The organism is Pseudomonas vlassakiae, assembly GCF_014269035.2.
In the GTDB taxonomy this organism is placed as follows: Bacteria; Pseudomonadota; Gammaproteobacteria; order Pseudomonadales; family Pseudomonadaceae; genus Aquipseudomonas; species Aquipseudomonas vlassakiae.
Map to the genome: position 1 here is coordinate 159,775 of NZ_JABWRP020000006.1, position 22,568 is coordinate 182,342.

The 22,568-nt window shown below is 63.5% G+C and carries 20 protein-coding genes and 1 pseudogene; 16 read left to right on the forward strand and 5 right to left on the reverse strand.

Annotated features, from left to right (window positions below):
• Positions 1-131: 131 nt before the first annotated feature.
• Together HU738_RS10395 and pmrG are read right to left on the reverse strand one after the other, a co-directional pair.
• Positions 132-1,046 (reverse strand): histone deacetylase family protein, encoded by a 915-nt coding sequence (locus HU738_RS10395; RefSeq protein ID WP_176507102.1) that lies wholly within the window; start codon positions 1,044-1,046, stop codon positions 132-134.
• A gap of 38 nt (positions 1,047-1,084) precedes the next feature.
• Entirely contained in the window at positions 1,085-1,771 is a 687-nt protein-coding gene (gene pmrG, locus HU738_RS10400; protein WP_176507103.1) for a lipopolysaccharide core heptose(II)-phosphate phosphatase PmrG, read from the reverse strand.
• Positions 1,772-1,938: 167 nt separating this feature from the next.
• Here pmrG and HU738_RS10405 point away from each other — a divergent pair, with 167 nt between their 5' ends.
• The 4 genes from HU738_RS10405 (at position 1,939) to HU738_RS10420 (ending at position 5,225) form a co-directional block, all read left to right on the forward strand.
• Complete coding sequence (locus HU738_RS10405; protein WP_186601102.1) at positions 1,939-2,511, forward strand: GNAT family N-acetyltransferase; 573 nt, start codon at positions 1,939-1,941, stop codon at positions 2,509-2,511.
• Between the two features lie 146 nt (positions 2,512-2,657).
• Positions 2,658-3,527 (forward strand): acyl-CoA thioesterase II, encoded by an 870-nt coding sequence (gene tesB, locus HU738_RS10410; RefSeq protein ID WP_176507105.1) that lies wholly within the window; start codon positions 2,658-2,660, stop codon positions 3,525-3,527.
• Positions 3,524-4,114, forward strand: a complete 591-nt coding sequence (locus HU738_RS10415) for an HAD family hydrolase (RefSeq protein WP_186601103.1) — start codon at positions 3,524-3,526, stop codon at positions 4,112-4,114. Before tesB ends, HU738_RS10415 begins: the two co-directional genes overlap by 4 nt.
• 100 nt (positions 4,115-4,214) lie before the next feature.
• On the forward strand, positions 4,215-5,225 hold the full coding sequence (locus HU738_RS10420; RefSeq protein ID WP_186601104.1) for a zinc-dependent alcohol dehydrogenase family protein: 1,011 nt from the start codon (positions 4,215-4,217) through the stop codon (positions 5,223-5,225).
• Positions 5,226-5,374: 149 nt separating this feature from the next.
• Here the strand turns inward: HU738_RS10420 and HU738_RS10425 are convergent, their stop codons facing one another.
• Complete coding sequence (locus HU738_RS10425; RefSeq protein ID WP_186601105.1) at positions 5,375-6,070, reverse strand: FadR/GntR family transcriptional regulator; 696 nt, start codon at positions 6,068-6,070, stop codon at positions 5,375-5,377.
• A gap of 259 nt (positions 6,071-6,329) precedes the next feature.
• Between HU738_RS10425 and HU738_RS10430 the strand changes: the two genes are divergently transcribed.
• Positions 6,330-7,682, forward strand: a complete 1,353-nt coding sequence (locus HU738_RS10430; protein WP_186601106.1) for an MFS transporter — start codon at positions 6,330-6,332, stop codon at positions 7,680-7,682.
• A 19-nt stretch (positions 7,683-7,701) separates the two neighbouring features.
• Positions 7,702-9,057: a glucarate dehydratase gene (gene gudD / locus HU738_RS10435; RefSeq protein WP_186601107.1), complete on the forward strand. Its 1,356-nt coding sequence runs from the start codon at positions 7,702-7,704 to the stop codon at positions 9,055-9,057.
• Between the two features lie 123 nt (positions 9,058-9,180).
• Here the strand turns inward: gudD and HU738_RS10440 are convergent, their stop codons facing one another.
• Entirely contained in the window at positions 9,181-10,068 is an 888-nt protein-coding gene (locus tag HU738_RS10440; RefSeq protein WP_186601108.1) for a LysR family transcriptional regulator, read from the reverse strand.
• 99 nt (positions 10,069-10,167) lie between these two features.
• Here HU738_RS10440 and HU738_RS10445 point away from each other — a divergent pair, with 99 nt between their 5' ends.
• The 10 genes and pseudogenes from HU738_RS10445 (at position 10,168) to HU738_RS10490 (ending at position 20,668) form a co-directional block, all read left to right on the forward strand.
• On the forward strand, positions 10,168-11,118 hold the full coding sequence (locus HU738_RS10445; RefSeq protein WP_186601109.1) for a 2-hydroxyacid dehydrogenase: 951 nt from the start codon (positions 10,168-10,170) through the stop codon (positions 11,116-11,118).
• A gap of 153 nt (positions 11,119-11,271) precedes the next feature.
• Positions 11,272-12,615 carry an MFS transporter gene (locus HU738_RS10450; RefSeq protein WP_186601110.1) on the forward strand — a complete coding sequence of 448 codons (1,344 nt, stop codon included), beginning with the start codon at positions 11,272-11,274 and terminating at the stop codon, positions 12,613-12,615.
• A gap of 365 nt (positions 12,616-12,980) precedes the next feature.
• The gene (gene gabP, locus HU738_RS10455; protein ID WP_186601111.1) at positions 12,981-14,372 is read left to right on the forward strand and encodes a GABA permease; all 1,392 of its coding nucleotides are present in this window, start codon (positions 12,981-12,983) and stop codon (positions 14,370-14,372) included.
• Positions 14,373-14,516: 144 nt separating this feature from the next.
• Positions 14,517-14,919, forward strand: a pseudogene (locus HU738_RS10460) (DUF1016 N-terminal domain-containing protein); the annotation flags it as partial.
• Between the two features lie 333 nt (positions 14,920-15,252).
• Positions 15,253-16,104, forward strand: a complete 852-nt coding sequence (locus HU738_RS10465; RefSeq protein WP_186601112.1) for an STAS domain-containing protein — start codon at positions 15,253-15,255, stop codon at positions 16,102-16,104.
• 4 nt (positions 16,105-16,108) lie between these two features.
• Positions 16,109-16,471, forward strand: coding sequence for an STAS domain-containing protein (locus HU738_RS10470; RefSeq protein ID WP_054883952.1), 363 nt, complete (start codon positions 16,109-16,111; stop codon positions 16,469-16,471).
• Positions 16,468-16,872: an anti-sigma regulatory factor gene (locus HU738_RS10475; protein ID WP_054883953.1), complete on the forward strand. Its 405-nt coding sequence runs from the start codon at positions 16,468-16,470 to the stop codon at positions 16,870-16,872. Before HU738_RS10470 ends, HU738_RS10475 begins: the two co-directional genes overlap by 4 nt.
• Positions 16,869-17,879, forward strand: coding sequence for an ATP-binding protein (locus HU738_RS10480; protein WP_186601113.1), 1,011 nt, complete (start codon positions 16,869-16,871; stop codon positions 17,877-17,879). Before HU738_RS10475 ends, HU738_RS10480 begins: the two co-directional genes overlap by 4 nt.
• Positions 17,872-18,735, forward strand: coding sequence for a sensor histidine kinase (locus HU738_RS10485; RefSeq protein ID WP_186601114.1), 864 nt, complete (start codon positions 17,872-17,874; stop codon positions 18,733-18,735). The genes HU738_RS10480 and HU738_RS10485 overlap by 8 nt, the downstream gene beginning before the upstream one ends.
• Positions 18,725-20,668, forward strand: a complete 1,944-nt coding sequence (locus HU738_RS10490) for a response regulator (protein ID WP_186601115.1) — start codon at positions 18,725-18,727, stop codon at positions 20,666-20,668. Before HU738_RS10485 ends, HU738_RS10490 begins: the two co-directional genes overlap by 11 nt.
• A gap of 216 nt (positions 20,669-20,884) precedes the next feature.
• Here the strand turns inward: HU738_RS10490 and HU738_RS10495 are convergent, their stop codons facing one another.
• Complete coding sequence (locus tag HU738_RS10495; RefSeq protein WP_186601116.1) at positions 20,885-22,396, reverse strand: RNA/DNA-binding domain-containing protein; 1,512 nt, start codon at positions 22,394-22,396, stop codon at positions 20,885-20,887.
• Between the last annotated feature and the right edge of the window lie 172 nt (positions 22,397-22,568).

Sequence of the window (22,568 nt, forward strand, 5' to 3'; positions counted from 1 at the left end):
GAAAAGATTGCGCATTCTAGCGCAGCCGGGCCAACCCACGTACTGAACAAAAAGTGATCAGTGTTCTACAGCCCACACCGGTTAAGGGCTGCAGCGCCTTTCCCGCAGGTTATCCACAAGCGGTTCCACAGTCATTGTGAACAACCTATGACACGCGCCGCACTGTGATGAAGAATGCCGTGGCGCCTGGCCAAGGCTTCGCGGTCCTTGCTGTAGCCGCCACCGATGACCCCGACCACCGGGATGTCACGGCCCAGGCAGTGGCGCATCACCAGCTCGTCACGCGCCGCCAGGCCATCGTCGGTGAGTTGCAGGTAGCCCAGGGCATCGTCCTTGTGCACATCGACACCGGCGTCGTACAGCACCAGGTCGGGTTGATAGAGCGGTAGCAGGTAGTTCAGCGCATCGTCCACCACCTTCAGGTATGCCGCATCGCCCATGCCGCGTGGCAGGGGAATGTCCCAGTCGCTGTGGGCCTTGCGTGCCGGGAAGTTCTGTTCGCAGTGCAGGGACACGGTGATGGCGTCCGGGGTGTCCTGGAGGATGCGTGCCGTGCCGTCGCCCTGGTGCACATCGCAGTCGAAGATCAGCACCCGGTGCACGCGCCCGGCTTCGAGCAGGTAGCGGCTGATCACCGCCAGGTCATTGAAGATGCAGAAACCGGCCGGATGGTCGTAGTGGGCGTGGTGGGTGCCACCGGCCAGGTGGCAGGCGATGCCATGCTGCAGGGCCATCTCGGCGGTCAGCAGCGAACCACCCACGGCACGCACGGTACGCCGGGCCAGGGCTTCGCTCCAGGGCAGGCCGAGGCGGCGCTGGTCCTCGCGAGACAGTTCGCCGTTCATGTAGCGCTCGATGTAGCCGCGGTCATGGGCCAGGGCGAGGATGTCGTTGGGGCAGATGTCCGGGCGCAGCAGGGCCTGGTCGGTGGTCAGGCCGCTGCCCACCAGGTGGTCGCGCAGCAGGCGGAACTTGTCCATGGGAAAGCGGTGCCCGGCAGGGAATTCCGGGCTGTAGTCGTCGTGGTAGATCAGCGGCAGCGGCATGGGACGTTCGCAATCGGGGCCAGCGCTGATCTTGCCAGTTATTTCCCCACGCTGGCCAATACCCGTTGCCAGTCTGGCTCGTTCAAGCGCCCAAGGATGCGCGCCTTGCCGTTGGCGTCCACCGAGACGAACAGTGCGCTGGCGTAGTTGCTCTCGCGCTCACCCCCGGCCACGCCCTGCTGGCGGGCGAAGTGGTCGATGCAGCCATTGTGGGTGACCAGCACCAGGTTGTGCCCGGCACGCTTGCGCGCCAGCGCTTCGCGGGCGAACTGGTTGTCGCAGCTTTCCAGCCAGGCTTCGCTGGCAACGGCCTGGCCAAGGATGAAGTGAGCCGTCTGCAGGGTACGTACTTTGGGGCTGGCGAGCACATCGGCATTGCCCAGGCCCAGTTGTTTCAAGCCTTGGCCGACCCGGGTGGCGGCCTCGCTGCCGGCCACGGTGATGCCTGTGGGGTCGTTCAGGCAAGGGCCGGGCGCGCTGTCGCAACGTTCGGCATGGCGGATCATCACGATCACTGCACCGTCGGCCCAGTCCTGCAGCAGGCCGCTTTCGTTCAACTGCCGCTCGTTGCCAAGGTCCACGATATGGGTCCTCGTTGACAGCCAGGTGGTGACCGCTGCGATGACCATGCACAAACCGAGAGCGGCACCAAGGGCTTTGCGTGACATGCGTCGCTTGCGACGGGCGTGGATGGCGGGATGGCCCAAGGTGTTGCTCGGCTGCATGCGTCACTCCAATGGCGCGGCGGTGGTGTAGGGGCATTGTGCTCAGCCGTCTGTCGGGGGCTGGTGAAGGGGTTGTGAAAATTGCATTCTGGTCGCTGCCGGTTGCGTGAGAATCCTGGCCGCGCCTACGCTGTAAAATGCCATCGCGTAAAACCGGAGCTGTTCCCATGACCCCCATCCTCCACCTGGAAAGCGCCCGCCTGGTGTTGCGCCAATGGCACGATGACGACCTGCGCGAATTTGCGGCGATGTGTGCCGACCCGCAGGTGATGCGTTATTTCCCGGCGCCCATGACGCGGCTCGAAGCGGCGGCGCTGATCGGCAGGATCCGCGGGCATTTCAACGAATACGGCTTCGGCCTGTGGGCGCTTGAGCGAAAAGACAGCGGGGCGTTCATCGGCATGACGGGCCTGCTCAATGTCAATTTCGACGCGCCGTTCGCCCCGGCGGTGGAGATTGGCTGGCGCCTGGCCCGGCGTCACTGGGGCCTGGGCTTTGCCAGCGAGGCGGCATGGACCTGCCTGCGTTGTGCTTTCGCCCAATTGCGCGTGGATGAGGTGGTGTCGTTCACTAGCGAGAGCAACTTGCCGTCGCAAAAAGTCATGCAGGCCATCGGCATGGTCCAGGACGTCAATGGCAGCTTCGACCACCCCCGCCTGCCCATCGGCCACCCGCTGCGCCCTCATGTGCTGTATCGCATCGACCGCGCGCATTGGGAGCAGACCCTGCGCACTGAATGAGCCGCCATGCACGGTGTCGGTGACAAACCTTGTATCATTTCCTCATCCCTGAAAGGTGCTCGCCGAAAGATGTTCAGCGCCTGTGAAACCGAGCGCCGCTCAGCGGCGCATCGCGAGCAAGGCTCGCTCCTACAAGGAGAACCCCGATGAGTCATGTGTTGGACGACCTGGTCGACCTGTTGAGCCTCGAGTCGATCGAGGAGAACCTGTTCCGTGGCCGCAGCCAGGACCTCGGCTTCCGTCAGCTGTACGGTGGCCAGGTGCTGGGCCAGTCGCTGTCGGCGGCCAGCCAGACGGTCGAGGATGCGCGCCATGTGCATTCGCTGCACGGCTACTTCCTGCGCCCGGGCGATGCCAGCTTGCCGGTGGTGTATTCGGTCGACCGCGTGCGTGATGGCGGCAGCTTCAGCACCCGGCGGGTGACGGCGATCCAGAAGGGCCAGCCGATCTTCACCTGCAGCGCGTCGTTCCAGTACGACGAGCAAGGTTTCGAGCACCAGGTGCAGATGCCCGACGTGGTCGGCCCGGAAAACCTGGCGACCGAAGTCGAGTTGGCCAGCGCCCATGCCGACAAGCTGCCCGAACGCATCCGCGACAAGGTGCTGTGCGCCAAGCCGATCGAGATCCGCCCGGTGACCGAGCGCGATCCGTTCAACCCCCAGCCCGGCGACCCGGTGAAGTACGCCTGGTTCCGCGCCGACGGCTCTTTGCCTGACGTGCCGGCGCTGCACAAGTACCTGCTGGCCTACGCTTCCGATTTCGGCCTGCTGACGACGTCGCTGCTGCCCCATGGCAAATCGGTGTGGCAGCGCGACATGCAGATCGCCAGCCTCGACCATTCGCTGTGGTTCCACCGTAACCTGCGCGCCGATGAGTGGCTGTTGTACGCCACCGACAGCCCGTGGGCTGGTAATGCCCGGGGTTTCTGCCGCGGCAGCATTTTCAACCGCGCCGGCCAGCTGGTGGCGTCGTCGACCCAGGAAGGCCTGATTCGCCACCGCAAGGACTGGGCATGAGCCTGGCCGAAATCCGCAATTGGGTGTTCGACATGGACGGCACCCTGACCGTGGCGGTGCACGATTTCGCCGCCATCCGCGTCGCCCTGGATATCCCGGCCGAGCACGACATTCTCACCCACCTGGCGGCGCTGCCGGCGGCGGAAGCGGCGGCCAAGCATGCCTGGCTGCTGGAGCATGAACGCGACCTGGCGATTGCCTCGACAGCGGCCGACGGGGCCGTGGAACTGGTGCGTGAGCTGGCCGAACGTGGCTGCCGGCTGGGCATCCTGACCCGCAATGCGCGGGAGCTGGCGCATGTGACGCTGGAGGCGATCGGCCTGGCGGATTGCTTCCAGGTGGAGCACATTCTCGGGCGCGATGAGGCCGCGCCGAAGCCGAGCCCGGATGGGCTGTTGAAGATCGCCAACAGCTGGGGCGTGGCGCCCGGCGAGTTGGTGATGGTTGGGGATTATCGCTTTGACCTGGACTGTGGGCGGGCCGCTGGCGCGCGCACGGTGCTGGTGAACCTGCCGGAAAACCCGTGGCCGGAGCTGGTGGATTGGCATGCAGCAGATTGCCGGGCCTTGCGGGTGATGCTGGGCTGAATTATCTGTCGCCAGTTCCGGCCCTTTCGCGGGCGAGCCCGCGAAGAGGCCCACACTGGCTATGCTGAACCCCAGTCTTTCTCTGAATGGAGCCTCAGTCATGACCAGCAAGGCCATCTATGTGCAACCCGGCGGCGGCTACGACAAGGTCGCAGTCGGCACCTGCGAGGCCCCAGCGCCCAAGGCCGGTGAGATCACCGTGCAACTGCATGCCAGCTCCCTCAACTACCACGACTTCGCCGTGGTCAGTGGTATGTGGGGCCCGAGCGAGCGGCGTATTCCCATGGCCGACGGCGCCGGCGAAGTGGTCGCGGTCGGCACAGGTGTGAGTGAATTCAAGATCGGCGACAACGTCGTCAGCACCTTTTTCCCGGACTGGCTCGACGGCCAGGCCAACGTCGAAGGCTTTGCCCGGGTGCCCGGCGATGGCATTGATGGTTATGCCCGCGAGCAGGTAACGGCCCCGGTCACTTCGTTCACGCTGGCACCCAAGGGGTTCAGCCACGCCGAGGCTGCAACCCTGACCACGGCCGGCCTCACCGCCTGGCGCAGCTTGATGAGCGATGATCACCTCAAGCCCGGTGACACGGTGCTGGTGCAGGGCACCGGCGGTGTGTCGATCTTCGCCCTGCAGTTCGCCAAGCTGGCCGGGGCCACGGTCATCGCCACGTCGTCCAGCGACGCCAAGCTCGAACGCCTGAAGGCCCTCGGCGCCGACCACCTGATCAACTACAAGAGCACCCCGGCCTGGGGCGAGAAGGCCCGTGAGCTGACTGGCAATCGCGGCGTCGATCATGTGATCGAAGTGGGTGGGCCGGCGACCCTGGAGCAGTCGATGATCGCCGCGCGCATTGGTGGGCATGTGTCGCTGATCGGCATTCTGACCGGTGTGGCCGGGCAACTGCCGCTGGTGCAGGCACTGGTACGGCAGATCCGCCTGCAAGGCGTGCTGGTGGGCAGCCGTGCGCAGCAGCAGGCGATGGTGCGGGCGATCGATGCCAACGGCTTGCGGCCAGTGGTGGACAAGCATTTCGAGCTGGAGCAGATCGTCGAGGCGTTCCGCTACCAGGAAAGCAACCGGCATTTCGGCAAGATCTGCCTGACTTGGTAGCCCTGATGCGATCTGCTTTTGTGGGAGCGGCCTTGCGTCGCGAAAGGGCTGCGCAGCAGCCCCAGCAATTTGTGCATCAACGCTGAGTCCCTGGGGCCGCTTCGCGGCCCTTTCGCGACGCAAGGCCGCTCCCACAGGCACCGCAGCAGCTAGTCCGGCAGCAGGCGGTCCCGGCTGTTGGACAGGTGCAGGCAGATCGCCGCCCGCGCCGCGTCCGGGTCTTGCCGACGGATGGCATTGAGGATCGCCTCATGCTCAAGGTTGGCCAGGTAGGCATGCCGCGCCAGGTTCGCGCCGGCGCGTTCGGCCAGGGCCATGCGGTTACGCGGGATCAACCCGTTGCCCAGTTGCGCCATCATCTCGCTGAAATACAGGTTGCCGGTGGCCTCGGCGATCAACAGGTGAAAGCGCCGGTCTGCCTCGATGCAGCTGTCACCGGCAGCCGCCAGGTCCTGGTAGTCATCCAGCGCCTTGCGCATGCGTGCCAGGTGCTCCTCGTTGCGGCGCACGGCAGCGAGCGCGGCCGCCTGGCCCTCCAGGCCGATGCGCAGCTCCAGCAGGTCGCGCACGCTCGCGGCATTTTCCGCCCCCACGCGCAGACCCGCCTGGCCCTGGCGCTCCATCACGAAGGTGCCGATGCCATGGCGTGGCTCCACCAGCCCTGAGGCCTGCAATTTCGACAGCGCTTCACGGACCACGGTGCGGCTGACGCCATGCTCGCGCACCAGGGTGTTCTCAGACGGCAGTTTGTCCCCCGGCTTGAAAGTGCCCAGCAGGATTTGCTGGGTCAGGCTCGACACCAGGTCGTGGGCGCGGCTGTGGCTGCGTTTGGCTGGAGTATCCATGAGGAGTCCGGAGCTGACTGGCTTGTATGACAAGTTAATCAATAAAAATATTTTTTGCCCGTATTTTCTCTGCACGGTGCAGGGCTGTTAATCGTTTTATAAGCATGTTCGGCGCTATTTGCTGGTTTATCAGCTTGTATTTTGCCATTTAGGCGCAATTCGACATCTTGTCGTACAACCTCGCTGCGCCTATGCTCCGTTCCACTGTCATGTCAGACAACCTCGACCCGCACAAAAACAATTAGTGGGAGATATACCTGTGAACGACACCCTCGCTCCGTCTGCCCGGAATGAAGGCGACGCTTTGGCCAGTGCCGTGGCCAAGGTCAAGCGCCACGTCCTGCCGCTGTTCGTCATCATGTTCATCGTCAACTACCTTGACCGCGTCAATATCGGCTTCGTCCGTCCGCACCTGGAAAGCGACCTGGGCATCAGTGCCGCCGCCTTCGGTTTCGGTGCCGGGCTGTTCTTCATCGGCTACGCGCTGTTCGAAGTGCCCTCGAACATGCTGTTGCAGAAAGTCGGTGCGCGGCTGTGGCTGACCCGCATCATGTTCACCTGGGGCCTGGTCGCCACCGCCATGGCCTTCGTCCAGAACGAAACCCAGTTCTACGTGCTGCGCTTCCTGTTGGGCGTGGCCGAGGCAGGTTTCTTCCCCGGTGTGATCTACTACTTCACGCGCTGGTTGCCGGCCGCCGAGCGCGGCAAGGCGATTGCCATCTTCCTCAGCGGCTCGGCCTTGGCATCGCTGATTTCCGGGCCGCTGGCCGGCGCGCTGATGCAGATCCAGGGCCTGGGCCTGCATGGCTGGCAGTGGATGCTGTTCATCGAAGGCATGGCCTCGGTGGCCCTGTGCTTCTTCGTGTTCTTCTGGCTCGACTCCAAACCGCAGGATGCCAGGTGGCTGAGCCCGGCCGAACAGGACGCGCTGGTGGCGACCATCGACCGCGAACAGCGTGAGCGTGAAGCCGTGGGCGCAGTGAAGCCATCGGCCTGGCGCCTGCTCCAGGACCGCCAGATCGTGCTGTTCTGCCTGATCTACTTCTGCATCCAGCTGACCATCTACGCCGCCACCTTCTGGCTGCCGAGCATCATCAAGCGCATGGGCGACCTCAGCGACCTGCAGGTCGGCTTCTTCAACTCGATCCCGTGGCTGATCTCGATCATCGCCATGTACGCCTTCGCTGCCGGTTCCGCGCGCTGGAAGTTCCAGCAGGCCTGGGTTGCCGGTGCCTTGCTTGTCGCGGCCATCGGCATGTTCATGTCCACCGCGGGCGGCCCGGTGTTCGCCTTCGTCGCCGTGTGCTTCGCCGCCATCGGCTTCAAGTCGGCCTCGTCGCTGTTCTGGCCGATTCCGCAAGGCTACCTGGACGCCCGTATCGCCGCGGCCGTGATCGCCTTGATCAACTCGGTCGGCAACCTCGGCGGCTTCGTCGCCCCCACCACCTTCGGCCTGCTCGAACAGCAGACCGGGTCGATCCAGGGCGGGCTGTATGGCCTGGCCGTGACTTCGGTGCTGGCGGCCATCGCCGTCTTCTTCGTACGCATTCGCCCAAAGGGCGCTTCCTCTGACCAGCACAAGGCGCCTTCGGCCTTGGGCCAGACCCACTGATGACTGCGAGACAACGACCATGAATATGCAGACCAATCCCGCCGTACACACCAGCACCCCAGTGGTCACTGACCTGCGGGTGATTCCCGTGGCCGGCCACGACAGCATGCTGCTTAACCTCAGTGGTGCTCATGGCCCGTACTTCACCCGCAATGTCGTGGTACTGCGCGACAGTGCCGGCAACACCGGCCTGGGCGAAGTGCCCGGTGGCGAGAAGATCCGCCAGACCCTGGAAGACGCCCGCAACCTGGTGGTTGGCCAGCCGATCGGCCACTACCAGCGCGTGCTCAATGCCATGCGCCAGACCTTCGCCAACCGCGATTCTGCAGGCCGCGGCCTGCAGACCTTTGACCTGCGCATCACCGTGCACGCGGTGACGGCCATCGAGTCGGCGCTGCTCGACCTGCTCGGCCAGCACCTCAACGTGCCAATGGCGGCACTGCTGGGTGAAGGCCAGCAGCGCGACGCGGTGAAGATGCTCGGTTATCTGTTCTACATTGGCGACCGCCAGCAGACCGACCTGGCCTACCGCGACGAAGCCGACGCCGATGACGACTGGTTGCGCCTGCGCCATGAAAAGGCCCTGACCCCGGAAGCGGTGGTGCGCCTGGCTGAAGCAGCCAGGCAGCGCTATGGCTTCAGCGACTTCAAGCTCAAGGGTGGAGTGTTGCGCGGTGAGGAGGAAATGGAGGCCGTGACGGCCCTGGCCGAACGCTTCCCGCAAGCGCGGATCACCCTTGACCCGAACGGCGCCTGGTCGCTGAAGGAGGCCATCGCCCTGTGCCGCGACAAGCACGATGTGCTGGCCTATGCCGAAGACCCGTGCGGGGCCGAGAACGGTTATTCGGGCCGTGAAGTGATGGCCGAATTCCGCCGTGCCACCGGCCTGCCGACCGCCACCAACATGATCGCCACCGACTGGCGGCAGATGGGCCACGCAATCCAGTTGCAGTCGGTGGACATCCCCCTGGCCGACCCGCACTTCTGGACCTTGCAGGGTTCGGTGCGGGTGGCGCAGATGTGCCATGACTGGGGCCTGACCTGGGGCTCGCACTCGAACAACCACTTCGACATTTCGCTGGCGATGTTCACCCAGGTGGCGGCGGCGGCGCCGGGTGACATCACGGCCATCGATACCCACTGGATCTGGCAGGACGGCCAGCGCCTGACCCGTGAGCCGCTGCGTATCATCGATGGCCATGTGCGGGTGCCGGAGCGGCCGGGGCTGGGCGTTGAACTGGATGAAGACCAGCTGGCGAAGGCCCATGAGTGCTACCGCAACATGGGGCTGGGGGCGCGGGATGACAGCGTGGCGATGCAGTTCCTGATCCCGGGTTGGAGCTTCGACAACAAGCGGCCTTGTCTGGTGCGGTAAGGCGACTGGCCCTTTCGCGGCGGTTCGACGCCTCGATGAACCCGCTCCAACAGGTCTGCACAAATCTGGAAGCCTGTGCATTCCCTGTGTGAGCGGGTTCACCCGCGAACAAGCCATCACTGTTCACCCTGCTTCGAAGAATGCCCGCGCCATCTCGACAAAAGCCCCCAGCACCGGGTTGGGGTTATCCCGGCAAAACGCCAGAAAGATCTCCGCCTGCTGCTCCATGCCGACCAACGGCTTGAACACCACCTGCTCCAGGCGCAACGCCTGCGCCGAAGCCGGCACCACCGCGCAGCCCAGCCCGACATTGACCAGGCCCAGGATCGAATGGGTCTGCCCCAGCTGATGCCGGTACTGCGGCTGCACCTCGTGCCGGGCGAACAGGTTGGCGATGCGGTCATGGAAATAGCGCCCTTCGTTGGCGCTGTACATCACGAACGGCTGCCCAGCGAAATCGCTCGGCCTGAGCCGCTCGCGTGCCGCCAGCGCATGCCCGGCGGGCAGGGCGGCGACGAAGGGTTCGCGGTGAATAGGCAGATACTCCACGCGGGCGCTGGGCAGCACCTGGCGCACCAGGCCGACATCGATCAGGCCGGCCTCCAGGTCATGCACCTGGGTGGACGAGACCCGTTCGCTGAGCAGTAACTCGATGTCGGGCAAGGTCTGGCCGGCGTGCACCAGCAAGCGCGGGATCATGCTGTAGGCGCCGACGGCGGTGAAGCCCAGCGTCAGGCGACCTGCTTCGCCATGGGCGATACGCCGTGCCGACTGGCTGGCCGACTCGGCGACTTGCAGGATACGCCGGGCATCTTCGAGAAAACTCTGCCCGGCCAGGGTCAGGCGCGCCTGGCGATTGTTGCGCTCCAGCAACAGCACCCCCAAAGAATGTTCCAGCAGCTGGATCTGCCGGCTCAGCGGTGGCTGGGTCATGTGCAGGCGTATGGCGGCGCGGCCGAAATGCAGCTCCTCGGCGACGGCGACGAAGCAGCGCAACTGGTGCAGCTCCATGATTCAATTCCTGAATTATTCGATCCAGCATCTATATTAGACCTGTATCAAATGTGGACCTAGCATCGAGTCATGTCTTCGAACTGCCGGATGCCCACGATGAACAACGACGCCATCGACGTGCTGCTGACCCAGCCCGTACCCGAGGCCATCGATGCCCAGCTGGTGAGTACTTACCGGGTGCATCGGCTGTATCAACATGACCACCCGCAACAGCTGCTGGCCGAGGTTGGCCCGCGCATTCGCGCGGTGGTCACTGGCGGCGCCAAGGGCTTGTCGAACGCGCTGATGGACCAGCTGCCCAGCCTTGAGATCGTCGCCATCAGCGGCATCGGCACCGACGCCGTGGACCTGCGCCACGCGGCCAGCCGCGGTATCCACGTCACCACCACGCCGGGTGTACTCACCGCTGATGTGGCGGATCTGGCGATGGGCCTGATCATCAGCACCCTGCGCCGCCTGGGCGAAGGGGAGCGGCTGGTGCGTGACGGTTTGTGGGGTACGGTGAACCTGCCATTGGCGCGCAAGGTCAGCGGCATCGAACTGGGCATCGTCGGGCTCGGCGAGGTGGGCAAGGCCATCGCCCGGCGCGCCGCTGCATTCGACATGCGCATTGCCTACAACGGGCGGCGCGAGCAGCCGGAAACCGGCTACCGCTACGAACCCGACCTGATCGAGTTGGCGCGCTCGGTGGATGTGCTGGTGGTGGCGGCTTCAGCCGATGGCGGCCGGGTGCTGGTGACGGCGCAGGTGCTCGATGCACTGGGGCCGGAGGGGTACCTGGTCAATGTGGCGCGGGGCAAGTTGGTCGATGAGCACGCGCTGGTCGAGGCACTGCGCGAACAGCGCATCGCCGGGGCCGGGCTGGATGTGTTCGTCGATGAGCCATGTGTGCCGCCGGCCTTGCGTGACCTGAACCAGGTCAGCCTGCAGCCGCATCGCGGCAGCGCCACGCTGCAGACCCGGCTGGCGATGGGGCAGATGGTGCTGAACAACCTTCAAGCCTGTTTTCGAGGCGAGGTGCCGCCGAATCGGGTGATCGACCTCTAGGGCCCTTCGCGGCTAAAGCCGCTCCTGCAGGGACATCGCCGTGTGTAGGAGCGGCTTAAGCCGCGAAGGGCCAGATCAGGCAACACAAGGCCCCAGGGCCACACCTTCTCTGTACAAAAACAATCGCTTCCACCGAGAAGCAAGAGGGTCCACATGAACAGCAAATCCGCCGTCGCCCCATCGCAGGCCGTGGCCGGGGTCGGCCGCCACCGTTTCCTGGTCCTGGCGCTGATCTTCGTCATCACTGTCATCAACTACGCTGACCGCGCCACCCTGTCGATCACCGGCACCGAAGTGCTCAAGGACCTGGGCCTGGACCCGGTAATGCTGGGGATGATCTTCTCGGCCTTCGCCTGGGCTTACGCCCTGGGCCAGGTCCCCGGCGGCTGGCTGCTCGACCGCTTCGGCGCGCGCCGGGTGTATGGCTTCAGCCTGGTCCTGTGGTCGCTGTTCACGCTGATGCAAGGCACCGTAGGCTGGCTGGGCCTGGCCGGGTTTTCCGCGGCGGTGGCGCTGTTCTCCATGCGCTTCATGCTCGGCCTGGTGGAGTCACCCGCGTTCCCGGCCAACTCACGCATCGTCAGCTGCTGGTTCCCCACCCGTGAGCGCGGCACGGCCTCTGCCTTGTTCAACTCGGCGCAGTACATGGCCGTGGTGGTGTTCACCCCGCTGATGGCATGGATGACCCACAGCCTGAGCTGGGAACAGGTATTCATCTGGATGGGCGTGCTGGGGCTGCTGCTGAGCGTGGTGTGGTTCCGCCTGTATCACGAACCGCACAGCGCGCCGGGGTTGAGCCGCGAAGAGCTGGACTACATGCGCGAGGGCGGCGCCCTGGTCGACCTGGAAAAGGAACGCAAGACCGCCAAGAGCAAACCGACCCGTGCCGAGATCGCCCAGCTGTTCACCAGCCGCAACCTGTGGGCGGTGTACCTGGGGCAGTACTGCATCACCGCGCTCACTTATTTCTTCATCACCTGGTTCCCGATCTACCTGATCAAGGGCCGTGGCATGACCATCATGGAAGCCGGTTGGGTCGCTGCGCTGCCAGCCATCTGCGGCTTCACCGGCGGCATCCTCGGCGGCTTCGTTTCGGACTGCCTGATCCGCCACGGTGTGCACCCGTCGAAGGCACGCAAGACCCCGTTCGTGATCGGCATGGCGCTCTCCACCAGCCTGGTGCTGGCCAACTATGTGGACGGCAACGCGGCGGTGATCGCCCTGATGACCCTGGCGTTCTTCGGCAAGGGCCTGGCTGCGGTGGGCTGGGCGGTGCTGTCGGATGTGGCGCCGAAGAAGATGGTCGGCCTGTGTGGTGGCGTGTTCAACGGCATCGGCAATATTGCGGGAATCATCACCCCGCTGGTGATCGGTTACGTGGTCGCCAGCACCGGTTCGTTCCACAACGCACTCTGGTTCGTGGCCGCCCATGGCGTGCTGGGGATCTTCGCTTACCTGTTGCTGGCCAGGCGTTTCGAGCGCACTGGGCAGGCGTAGGCAGACGCCTGAGCAGCAGAGGCCCCGGGGAACCGGGGCTTTTTTGTGCCTGCTGAAAACACATCCAAATGAAAAACGGAAGCTTCAGATGGCCCGCTGGCGTGATCGGGCATGCCATTCGCGACATCTGGCGCTCAGGGAAATGCCCTGTCGTGATCGAACAGTTCCGAGGCGTTCTCGTGTAATTTCCCACAGCCTTACGGGGCTTAAATGAAGCCCGAACCACACCGGCATCTTGCTCTGTGACGTGTGCCAAAGATCAACAACAGCGCACCCGCAACGTGTCGACTTCCTGATTTGAAAGGAGATATTTTCGCCTACGCCTGCCCGTCCTTCCTTGTGTCAGCAAAAAGAGAACAAGATCAATGAACACCGTGGGATCTGATGGCAACCTTGCACAAGGTTTCAAGCCACGTCATGTAACGATGCTGTCCATCGCCGGCATCATCGGTGCCGGACTTTTCGTAGGCTCCGGGCACGCCATCGCGGCTGCCGGGCCAGCCACCATACTTTCCTACTTCGTGGCCGGGACCCTGGTGGTACTGGTCATGCGCATGCTCGGCGAAATGGCCGTGGCGCATCCGGACACGGGATCGTTCTCCACCTACGCTGACCAGGCCATCGGCCGCTGGGCCGGCTATACCATCGGCTGGTTGTACTGGTGGTTCTGGGTACTGGTGATCCCGATCGAGGCATTGGCGGCAGGGCACGTGCTCAACGCCTGGTTCCCCGATATCCCCAGCTGGATCTTCGCCCTCGCCTCGGTGCTGTTGCTGGCGGGCACCAACCTGTTCAGCGTGGCCAAGTACGGCGAGTTCGAGTTCTGGTTCGCCATCCTCAAGGTCACCGCCATTCTCGGCTTCATCGGCCTGGGCTTCGCTGCGCTGCTGGGCTGGCTGCCCGAGCGTGAAGTTAGCGGCCTGAGCGGGCTGATGGCCGAACATGGTGGCTTCGTGCCCAAAGGCTGGTCGGCAGTGATCGGCGCGTTCATCACCGTGATGTTCAGCTTCATCGGCACCGAGGCCGTGACCATCGCCGCGTCCGAATCCAGCGACCCGTCGCGCAACATCGCCAAGGCCACCCGTTCGGTGATCTGGCGGATCAGCACCTTCTACATCCTGTCGATCTTCGTGATCATCTCGGTGGTGCCGTGGAACGACCCACAGCTGGCAGTGGTGGGTTCTTACCAGCGTGCGCTGGAAATCATGAATATCCCCAATGCGGCTTTCATGGTCGATCTGGTAGTGCTGGTGGCCGTGACCAGCTGCATGAACTCGTCGATCTACATCGCCTCGCGGATGATGTACTCGCTGGCCAAGCGCGGCGACGCTCCAGCGCTGCTGAACAAGACCTCCAAGGTCGGTGTGCCACGCGCCGCAGTATTCGGCAGCACCCTGATCGGCGCCGCCATCGCCATCCTCAACTATTTCGCACCCAAGGGTGTGTTCGAGTTCCTGCTGGCCAGCTCCGGCGCCATCGCGCTGCTGGTGTACATGGTCATCGCCATCTCCCAACTGCGCATGCGCCGCCGCCTGGAGCGCGAGAACACGGAGCTCAAGTTCCGCATGTGGTTGTTCCCGTACCTGACCTGGGCGGTCATCATTTTCATCTCCGGCGCGCTGGCCGTGATGATGTACACGCCTGAACACCGGGCGGAAGTGAGTTCGACCTTGGGCCTGGCGATCGTGATTTCCTTCCTGGGAATCGTGACCTCCCGGGGCCATGCGCAAACGGTGGGGGCGCGGTCGATGGGGTGATTGAGTTCACCTTGCAACAAAGGCGAGGGCACCCAGTGGATGGGTGCCCTTCGCTTTTTGAAACACTTGATCGGTGCTGTTGGCCGTTGGAGGGTGGTTGGGTGGGGGTAGACTTCCTGCGCAATTCATACAGGAAGTCGAGGCATGAGCGCGAAACAACAAGACGCCAATGCGCCAGTGGCTTCTCCGTCGGTAAAGGATGACCGTTTCGAGGAAGTGCTGGCGTTGATTCATGGGGCCCGGCAGGGCGGTGCAGGCGGTCAACAGTCAGTTGATCGATTTGTACTGGCAGGTGGGGGGCTATATCAGTCGCAAGCTGGAGCAAGCGGAGTGGGGCGATTCGGTGGTCAGCCAATTGGCCACCCATCTTGCCAAGACACAGCCAGGGTTGCGCGGCTTTACTCGCCGTAATCTATTTCGAATGCGCCAATTTTATGAGACCTACAGAGGCGACGAGAAAGTGTCAGCACTGCTGTCACAATTGCCCTGGACCCATAACCTAATCATTTTCATTCAGAGCAAGCTGCCGCAGGAGCGCGAATTCTGGCCAAGTTGCATGAGTTCTACGCCTTGGGGGCTACTCCTGATGACGGCGCTTGAACCTGGGTCAAACCATTGCGCCCCTCGTGCAGCAGGCCTTCAGGAATGGATGCCAGGCGCTGCTGCTCTGTGCCGGTAGCGCAGCCCTGGTGTTCGCTGAGCTTGTCGGTGCGCTGCTGAACCGCTCGCTGTCCACCTGGGTGTTGAAGACAGCGCGCTGATATGGCCCATTGCAACTATCTTTCCCGTGCGTCACAACTATTTGAGTGTGAAGATGTCATTCTCAACAGGCTGGCGCCCACCAGGGATGCCGGCCTTAACGCACAGGAGCGAAAGGCACATGGCAGCATTGCAAGGCAGCACGTTGGAAGCGATCAAGGCAAACCAGGCTCAGCTGATCAATGAGTGGCTTGCGGCCCTGGAAGCCAGCGGCGCCACACGCAACATCAAAGAGCAGACGCTCAACCAGGAAGTCCGCGAATTCCTCCAGCTGCTGTCGCAAGGCATGCAATCGGATAGCGTCAACAATGTCGCTACGGGTGAATGGGAGGAAACACGGCGCTTCCTGGAGAAGTTGTCTGCCAGCCGTGCCCAGCTCGGTCATGATTCGCACCAGACCGTCTATTTCATCTTCGCCCTCAAAGGCCCGTTGTTTGGCTTGCTACAGGCCCATTACAGCGATGAGCCGGCGCGCCTCGCCGAGCAGCTGTGGGGCATCTCTGAACTGCTCGACAGCCTCGGCATGCACACCATGCGTACCTACCAGAAAACCCGCGAAGCGGTGATCAAGCGTCAGCAGGAAGAGCTGCTGGAGCTGTCCACCCCCGTGGTCAAACTGTGGGACGGCGTGCTGGCGCTGCCGCTGATCGGTACCCTGGACTCGCAACGCAGCCAGACCGTGATGGAGTCGTTGCTGCAACGCATCGTCGACACCGGCTCGGAAATCGCCATCATCGATATCACCGGCGTGCCGACCGTCGATACCCTGGTCGCCCAGCACCTGCTCAAGACGGTGACTGCTATCCGCCTGATGGGCGCCGACTGCATCATAAGTGGGGTGCGCCCACAGATCGCCCAGACCATCGTTCACCTGGGGCTCGACCTCGGCACGCTGACCACCAAGGCCAACCTTGCCGACGCGCTGAAACTGGCCCTGTCACGCCTGGGTGTGAGCCTGGCCGAGCGGGGATAAGGCCATGGAACGCATACCGATTCTGCAAATGGGTGAATTCTTGCTGGTGACCATTCAGGTCGACATGCATGACGAACTGGCCATGCGCCTGCAGGACGATCTTACCGACCGTATCAGCAGCACCTCGGCCCGTGGCGTGCTGATCGACATTTCCGCACTCGACATGGTCGACTCCTTCATCGGCCGGATGATCGCCGACATCGCCAGCCTGTCGCGGCTGATGGATGCCCAGGTGATGGTGGTGGGCATGCAGCCAGCGGTGGCCATCACTCTGGTGGAGCTGGGCCTGAACCTGCCCGGCGTCAGCACGGCACTGAACGTCGAGCGTGGCATGCAGCGCCTGCGCCAGACCGTGAGGCGCGTATGAATGCCCATGACAGTGGCAGCCTGCCGGTGCGTATCGAGCAGGACGTGGTGCTGGCCCGCCAATTGGCCCGCAAGCTGGCCGGCGAATGCGGCATGCGCCTGGTGGACCTGACCAAACTGGTGACGGCGGTCAGCGAGCTGGCGCGCAACACCGTGGTCTACGGCGGTGGCGGCGACATGGACTGGCAGGTGCTGGAAGAGGCCGGGCGAACCGGCTTGCGCCTGGTATTCCGCGATGAAGGCCCGGGCATCCCCGACATCAACCTGGCGCTGACCGACGGCTGGACCTCCGGCAATGGTCTGGGCCTTGGCCTGACGGGAGCCAGGCGGCTGGTCGACGAATTCGAGCTGGACACCGCGCCAGGCGAGGGCACACGAGTGACGATCACGCGATGGGCATGAACATCCATGCCAGCCTCACGCTGGTGTTGCCGCTGGAAGACAGCAGCCAGGTCGGCCACGCCCGGCGCATGGCGCAGAAGCTGGCCGAGCAACAAGGCTTCGACAGTGAGGATGCCGGGCGCGTAGCCCTGCTGGCGACCGAACTGAGCAGCAATGTGCTCAAGCATGCACAGCGCGGCGAGCTGCACCTGCGCGCCATACCCGGCGCCAACGGCTGCGGCGTCGAACTGGTGGCCGTGGACCGGGCGCAGGGCTTCGATACCGCCACCTGCCTGGCAGACGGTTATTCCACAGGCGGCACCCAAGGCATTGGCCTGGGTGCCATTGCGCGCCTCGCGCAGGTGTTCGACGTTCACACCGATGCGCGGGGTTCGGTGATCATGGCGCGCTTGTACCGGCGCCAGGACGCCGGTCACGATATCCGTATCGGCGTGAGCCATCACGCCTTGCATGACGACCCGGCCTGTGGCGACATCTGGCACGTGGCGATCGACGGCAACCGCCTCAGCGCGTTGCTGGTGGATGGCCTGGGCCACGGTCCGGATGCCGAGGCGGCCGCGCAGGCAGGCGCTGTGGCCTTTGCCGCCGATGCGTTCATCGACCCGTTGCAGCTGATCGGCCGCCTGCATCAGGCGATGGCAGGCACCCGCGGTGGGGCCGTCGCCATCGCCCAGCATGATGCCAGCCAGAACCGCCTGTCCTTCACCGGCGTCGGCAATATCGGCGCCAGCCTGATCCAGGGCACCCAGGCACGTGGCCTGGCCTCGCTGCCGGGCATTGTCGGCGGCCAATACCGCAAGGCGCAGGCCTTCGACTACGCTCAGGTAAACGGCAACCTGCTCATCCTGTACAGCGACGGCCTGCAATCGCGCTGGAACCTTCAAGACTACCCTGGCCTGGTGCATCGCCATCCGGCCGTGATCGCGACCGTGCTGCACCGTGATTTCTGCCGTGGGCGGGATGATGTGACAGTGCTGGTCGTTGACCTGGAGCCCACCCATGGCTGAACCCTTGACCGACCCAGTGGCACTGGTCGCCCGCCTGCAGGCCGAAAACCAGGCACTGCGCGCCGAACTCGACGAGACCAACCAGGGCGTGCTGGCGCTGTATGCCGAACTGGACATCCAGGCTGAACAACTGCGCCAGGCTTCGGACCTGAAAAGCCGCTTCCTGTCCTACATGAGCCACGAATTCCGCACACCGCTGGGTTCGATCCTGAGTATTACCAGCCTGCTGGCCGACGAACTGGATGGCCCCTTGTCCGAAGAGCAGCACCGCCAGGTCGCGTTCGTCAGTACCGCCACCCGCGAGCTGTCGGACATGGTCGACGACCTCCTCGACCTGGCCAAGATCGAGGCCGGGCGCATCACCATCTCGCCGGCCTGGTTCGACATGCTCGACCTGTTCGCGGCCCTGCGCGGCATGTTCCGGCCAATTGTCGACGCCAGCGCGGTGGACCTGATCTTCGAAGAGCCGGTCGGCCTGCCCAGGCTCTACACCGACGACAAGAAGCTTGCGCAGATCCTGCGCAACTTCATCTCCAACGCCGTGAAATTCACCTCGCGCGGAGAGGTGCGCGTTTCTGCCCGACTGCAAGGCGAAAACAAGATCCGCTTCGCCGTCAGCGATACCGGCATCGGCATCCCTACCGGGCTGTTGAACACCTTGTTCGAGGATTTCGCCCAGGTCGACTCGCCGCTGCAGAAACGCCTGCGCGGCACCGGCCTGGGGTTGTCGCTGTGCAAGCGCTTCGCCACGCTGCTGGGCGGTGAGGTGGGCGTGACCAGCGAACCAGGGATCGGCTCATGCTTCTTCGTAATCATCCCGCTGGCCTTGGCCCAGGAGCACGCCGATGAAACCTGATGTGCGCCTGCTGATCGTCGACGACAACGCGGCTACCCGCTACGCCTTGCGCCGGCGTTTGGGCGTGCATGGCTATGAGGTGCTCGAAGCCGGCACCGGCGGCGATGGGCTGGCGCTGATCAGGGAGCAGCAGGTGGATGCACTCATCCTCGACGTCAACCTGCCCGACATGAGCGGTTTCGATATCGTTCGCCTGCTGCGCCAGGACCCGGCCACAGCCCTGTTGCCGGTGATCCACGTGTCGGCCGCATCGATCCAGAGCGGCGACATCATCACCGGTCTCAACGCCGGTGCCGATGCCTACCTGATCCACCCGGTCGACCCGGACGTATTGCTGGCCACCCTGCGCACGCTGTTGCGGGTACGCGACACTGAACGTGCGCTGCGCGAAAGCGAGGCGCGTTTTCAGGAAATCTTCCGCAGCGTATCGGCGCCTATCGCCGTGCTCGACGCCGAGTTCAAGGTGCATGAATGCAACCACGCATTCGCCGACCTGATGCAGGACAACCGCGACCCGCAGCAACTGCGCGAGTGCTTTGCCGAAGGCCAGGCACTGGTGCTGGAAGAAATGCGCGAGCACTTGCGCGCCGGCAAGCGCTGGCGCGGCAACCTGGGCATGCGCCTGCATGGCGAGCCGCGCGATACCGAATGGCAGTTGTCACCGTATCGCGCACCTGGGCTTTGCCTGGTGTTTATCGAAGACATCACCGAGCACCGCCACCGCGAACGCTCGCACCTGGCGCGCCTGGACGATGCCACCACGCAGTTGGCCAAGGAAGTCGCCGAGCGTGCGCGCACCGAGGCCCAGCTGTTGCAACTGCAGAAAATGGAAGCCCTGGGCAGCCTGACCGGTGGCATCGCCCATGACTTCAACAACCTGCTGACGGGCGTGATCACCAGCCTCGAACTGATCCGCAAACGCGTCACCGAAGGCCGCACGGAAAAGGTGCCGAAATACGTCGATGCAGCGCTCAGTTCCGCCAACAGCGCCGCCGTGCTGACCCACCGCCTGTTGGCCTTCGCTCGCCAGCAACCGCTGGACACCCGGCCGGTGGACGTCAATCAGCACGTCAGCTCGCTGGAGGAGCTGCTCACCCGCACCATCGGCGAACGGGTTTCCCTCAGCCTGGATTTGTCTACCCATCCTGCCATCGCCCTGGTCGACCCCGTGCAGCTGGAAAGTGCCGTGCTCAACCTGGTGATCAACGCCCGCGATGCGTTGCCCAAGGGCGGGCAGATCTGGGTCAAGACCTGCACGGCGTTGGTCCATGGCGACCCCAACCTGCAAGACGGTCCCTATGTAGCGGTGACGGTGCGTGACAACGGCAGCGGCATCGAGCCTGATGTGCTCGACAAGGTTTTCGACCCGTTCTTCACCACCAAACCGCTGGGCCAGGGGACCGGTTTGGGGCTGTCGACCATCTACGGCTTCGCCCGGCAGTCGGGCGGCCACGTAGTGCTGCGCAGCGTATTGGGTGAAGGCACCGAAGTGACCCTGATGTTGCCCGCCACCGAGGATGTCGCCGTGCCCCCGCAGCGCGAAGTGGCGGAAGATGCCCGCGGCAATGGCGAGCATGTGCTGATTGTCGAGGACATGGCGTCGGTGCGCCTGTCGGTGGCCGAGGCACTGACCGATGCAGGGTACCGCTGCACACTGGCCTCGACGATCGACGAGGCGCTTTTCCATCTGCGGCACGAGCCAGGGCCGGATTTGCTGTTGACCGATGTGGGGCTGCCGACGCTGAGCGGGCGCGAACTGGCGGATATGGCCAGAGTTTGCAGGCCTGGGTTGCCGGTGGTGTTCATGACCGGGTATGCCGATGAAGCGCTGGACCGGCAGGCGTTTCTGGGGGTGGGGATGGATATGCTGGTGAAACCGTTTCGGTTGGGTGAGTTGCTGGACAAGGTGAGACGGGCGGTGGGGCGGGGGTGAAAGAGGGCGTGTTCACTTTACCATCAAGCGCCCGCTGGTTACTGCAGCAGGCGCCTGTATCACCTCAGTTGTTGTTCCTAGCTATCGCAGAGGGCTCCGGGATTTTGCGAAGGTCCAGCAGCATTTGCCGGTAGTAATTAACAGCAGAAACACGAGCTCGGTGACTTAGTCGCTGTAGTTGAGGCTCTCCCGTGCAGCACGTAGCAGAGGCTGAGATCAGTCGCCTGAGGGGCGTTGTTCGGCTTTTAGCGCTCGGCCGGCCGCAGTCAGTCGATAGCGTTGCTTGCTGCTGTTGGGCTTGTCTGGGATGGTCATCTCAACCACGCCAAGTGCCAGTAGTGGGGCCAAAACTTGCTCGCGGAACTTGCTGCGGTTGCTGCGCCCGACGAAAGTCATCAGCTCTGGCGCAGCGTGATCGCCTGTCATCTTGTACAGCAGCGTTATCTGCTCTTGCTGCAGAGGCAGGCGAGTATCGGCCTGGCCTCCTTCGATAGCGGACTCAGTAGCTACTTGGTCCCGACTTAGTCCCGACTTAGTCCCTGCTTGGTCCCGACTTGGACCCGAAAGAGGCCCTTTTTCAACGTCGCGCTGAACCACCACCTTGAACTGATTACTCTGCCGGTCGTCCTCCAGCCGAATCATTGGCCAAGCATCGATAGCGCGCGGGATGCCGGTGCCCAGACCGCGATAGGGGAGAATGTGCACAGCATGGGAAGTGAGCGTCGGGTTACGACGGTTGGACAGGCCGAATCTAATTTTCTCAGTGTCGAGGACGTCAGGCAGGTGCCCGGGGCTGATCAGTTCGATGCGATCGGCAAAGATCATGATCCGGATCGAGGCGCTGACAAAGTAGTCGCGGTGGATCAGGGCATTGACCAGCAGTTCCTCAAACACTTCCTCCGGTACTTCTAGCTGACCGAGGCTATTGAAGCCCTGCTGCAGCTGGACATGGCGCAGGTTGCGCTTGATGAAGGCGAGGCTTCGTCGGTACTGCTCCAGCAGGGTACCGTCGATATCTTCGCTATCTAGATAGTGGCGGTCATGCACCACCGTGCCCGGAAACGCCACGGCCTTGATATCGAAAGCTGGACACAGACGCTGTGGCGCCTGGCCGAAGAGCAGCAAACCGGCCACATTAGGGGTTCCACCACTGGCGAGACCGAGATTTTCCAAGATACGGACGGTTTCCAGGCCTGACTGTTCAAGGCTTTGTCGAAAGCGCCTTTGGAAGTACTGGCCAAGCGCTTTAGCGTCGATGTCCGCTACACTGCTGCCCGCTACTGGTACCGCATCGGCACACACCAGCCCGGCCTGCTGGAACAAACGCTGCAATTCTTCACGGGCCGTGACCCGACGCTTATCGGAGCCGTTCTTTACCCAGATGCGACCCTGGTTGTCGACATAGGGTTTGTTCAGCCCTTGCTCGACTGTCACTACCATGACCAGCCCGTGCTCAGTCTGAAGGTTGCTGGACAGTGGATTGATAGCAGGGCGGACATTCTGCGAGGACGCATTCGAGAGCAGCTGATTGAGCCGCGCAACGTCGGTGCTACTGAGACCACTAACCGCGCCGGAGTCGTCCACGCCAATCATTAGATAGCCACCTGAGGTATTGGCGAACGCCACCAACTCGGCTGCCAGGGCATCGACATTATTGAAATCGCGCTTGAACTGATGGCGACTGTCCTCACCACAGGCAAGGATCTGATGAAGCTCGGCAAGGGTCATGAAACGTCTCTAAGTATCGCGGCCGATAAGTCTTATAGCCGGGGCATTATCCCTTATGAGCGAGTATGGTGGCCAATCCGATGAGCTGGATCGGCCCTATCCCGTCTGGCCCCAGAGGTTGTCATTGGGTGCTAGCACCACGCCTAGATTACCACCGAGCATTTTGACCAGC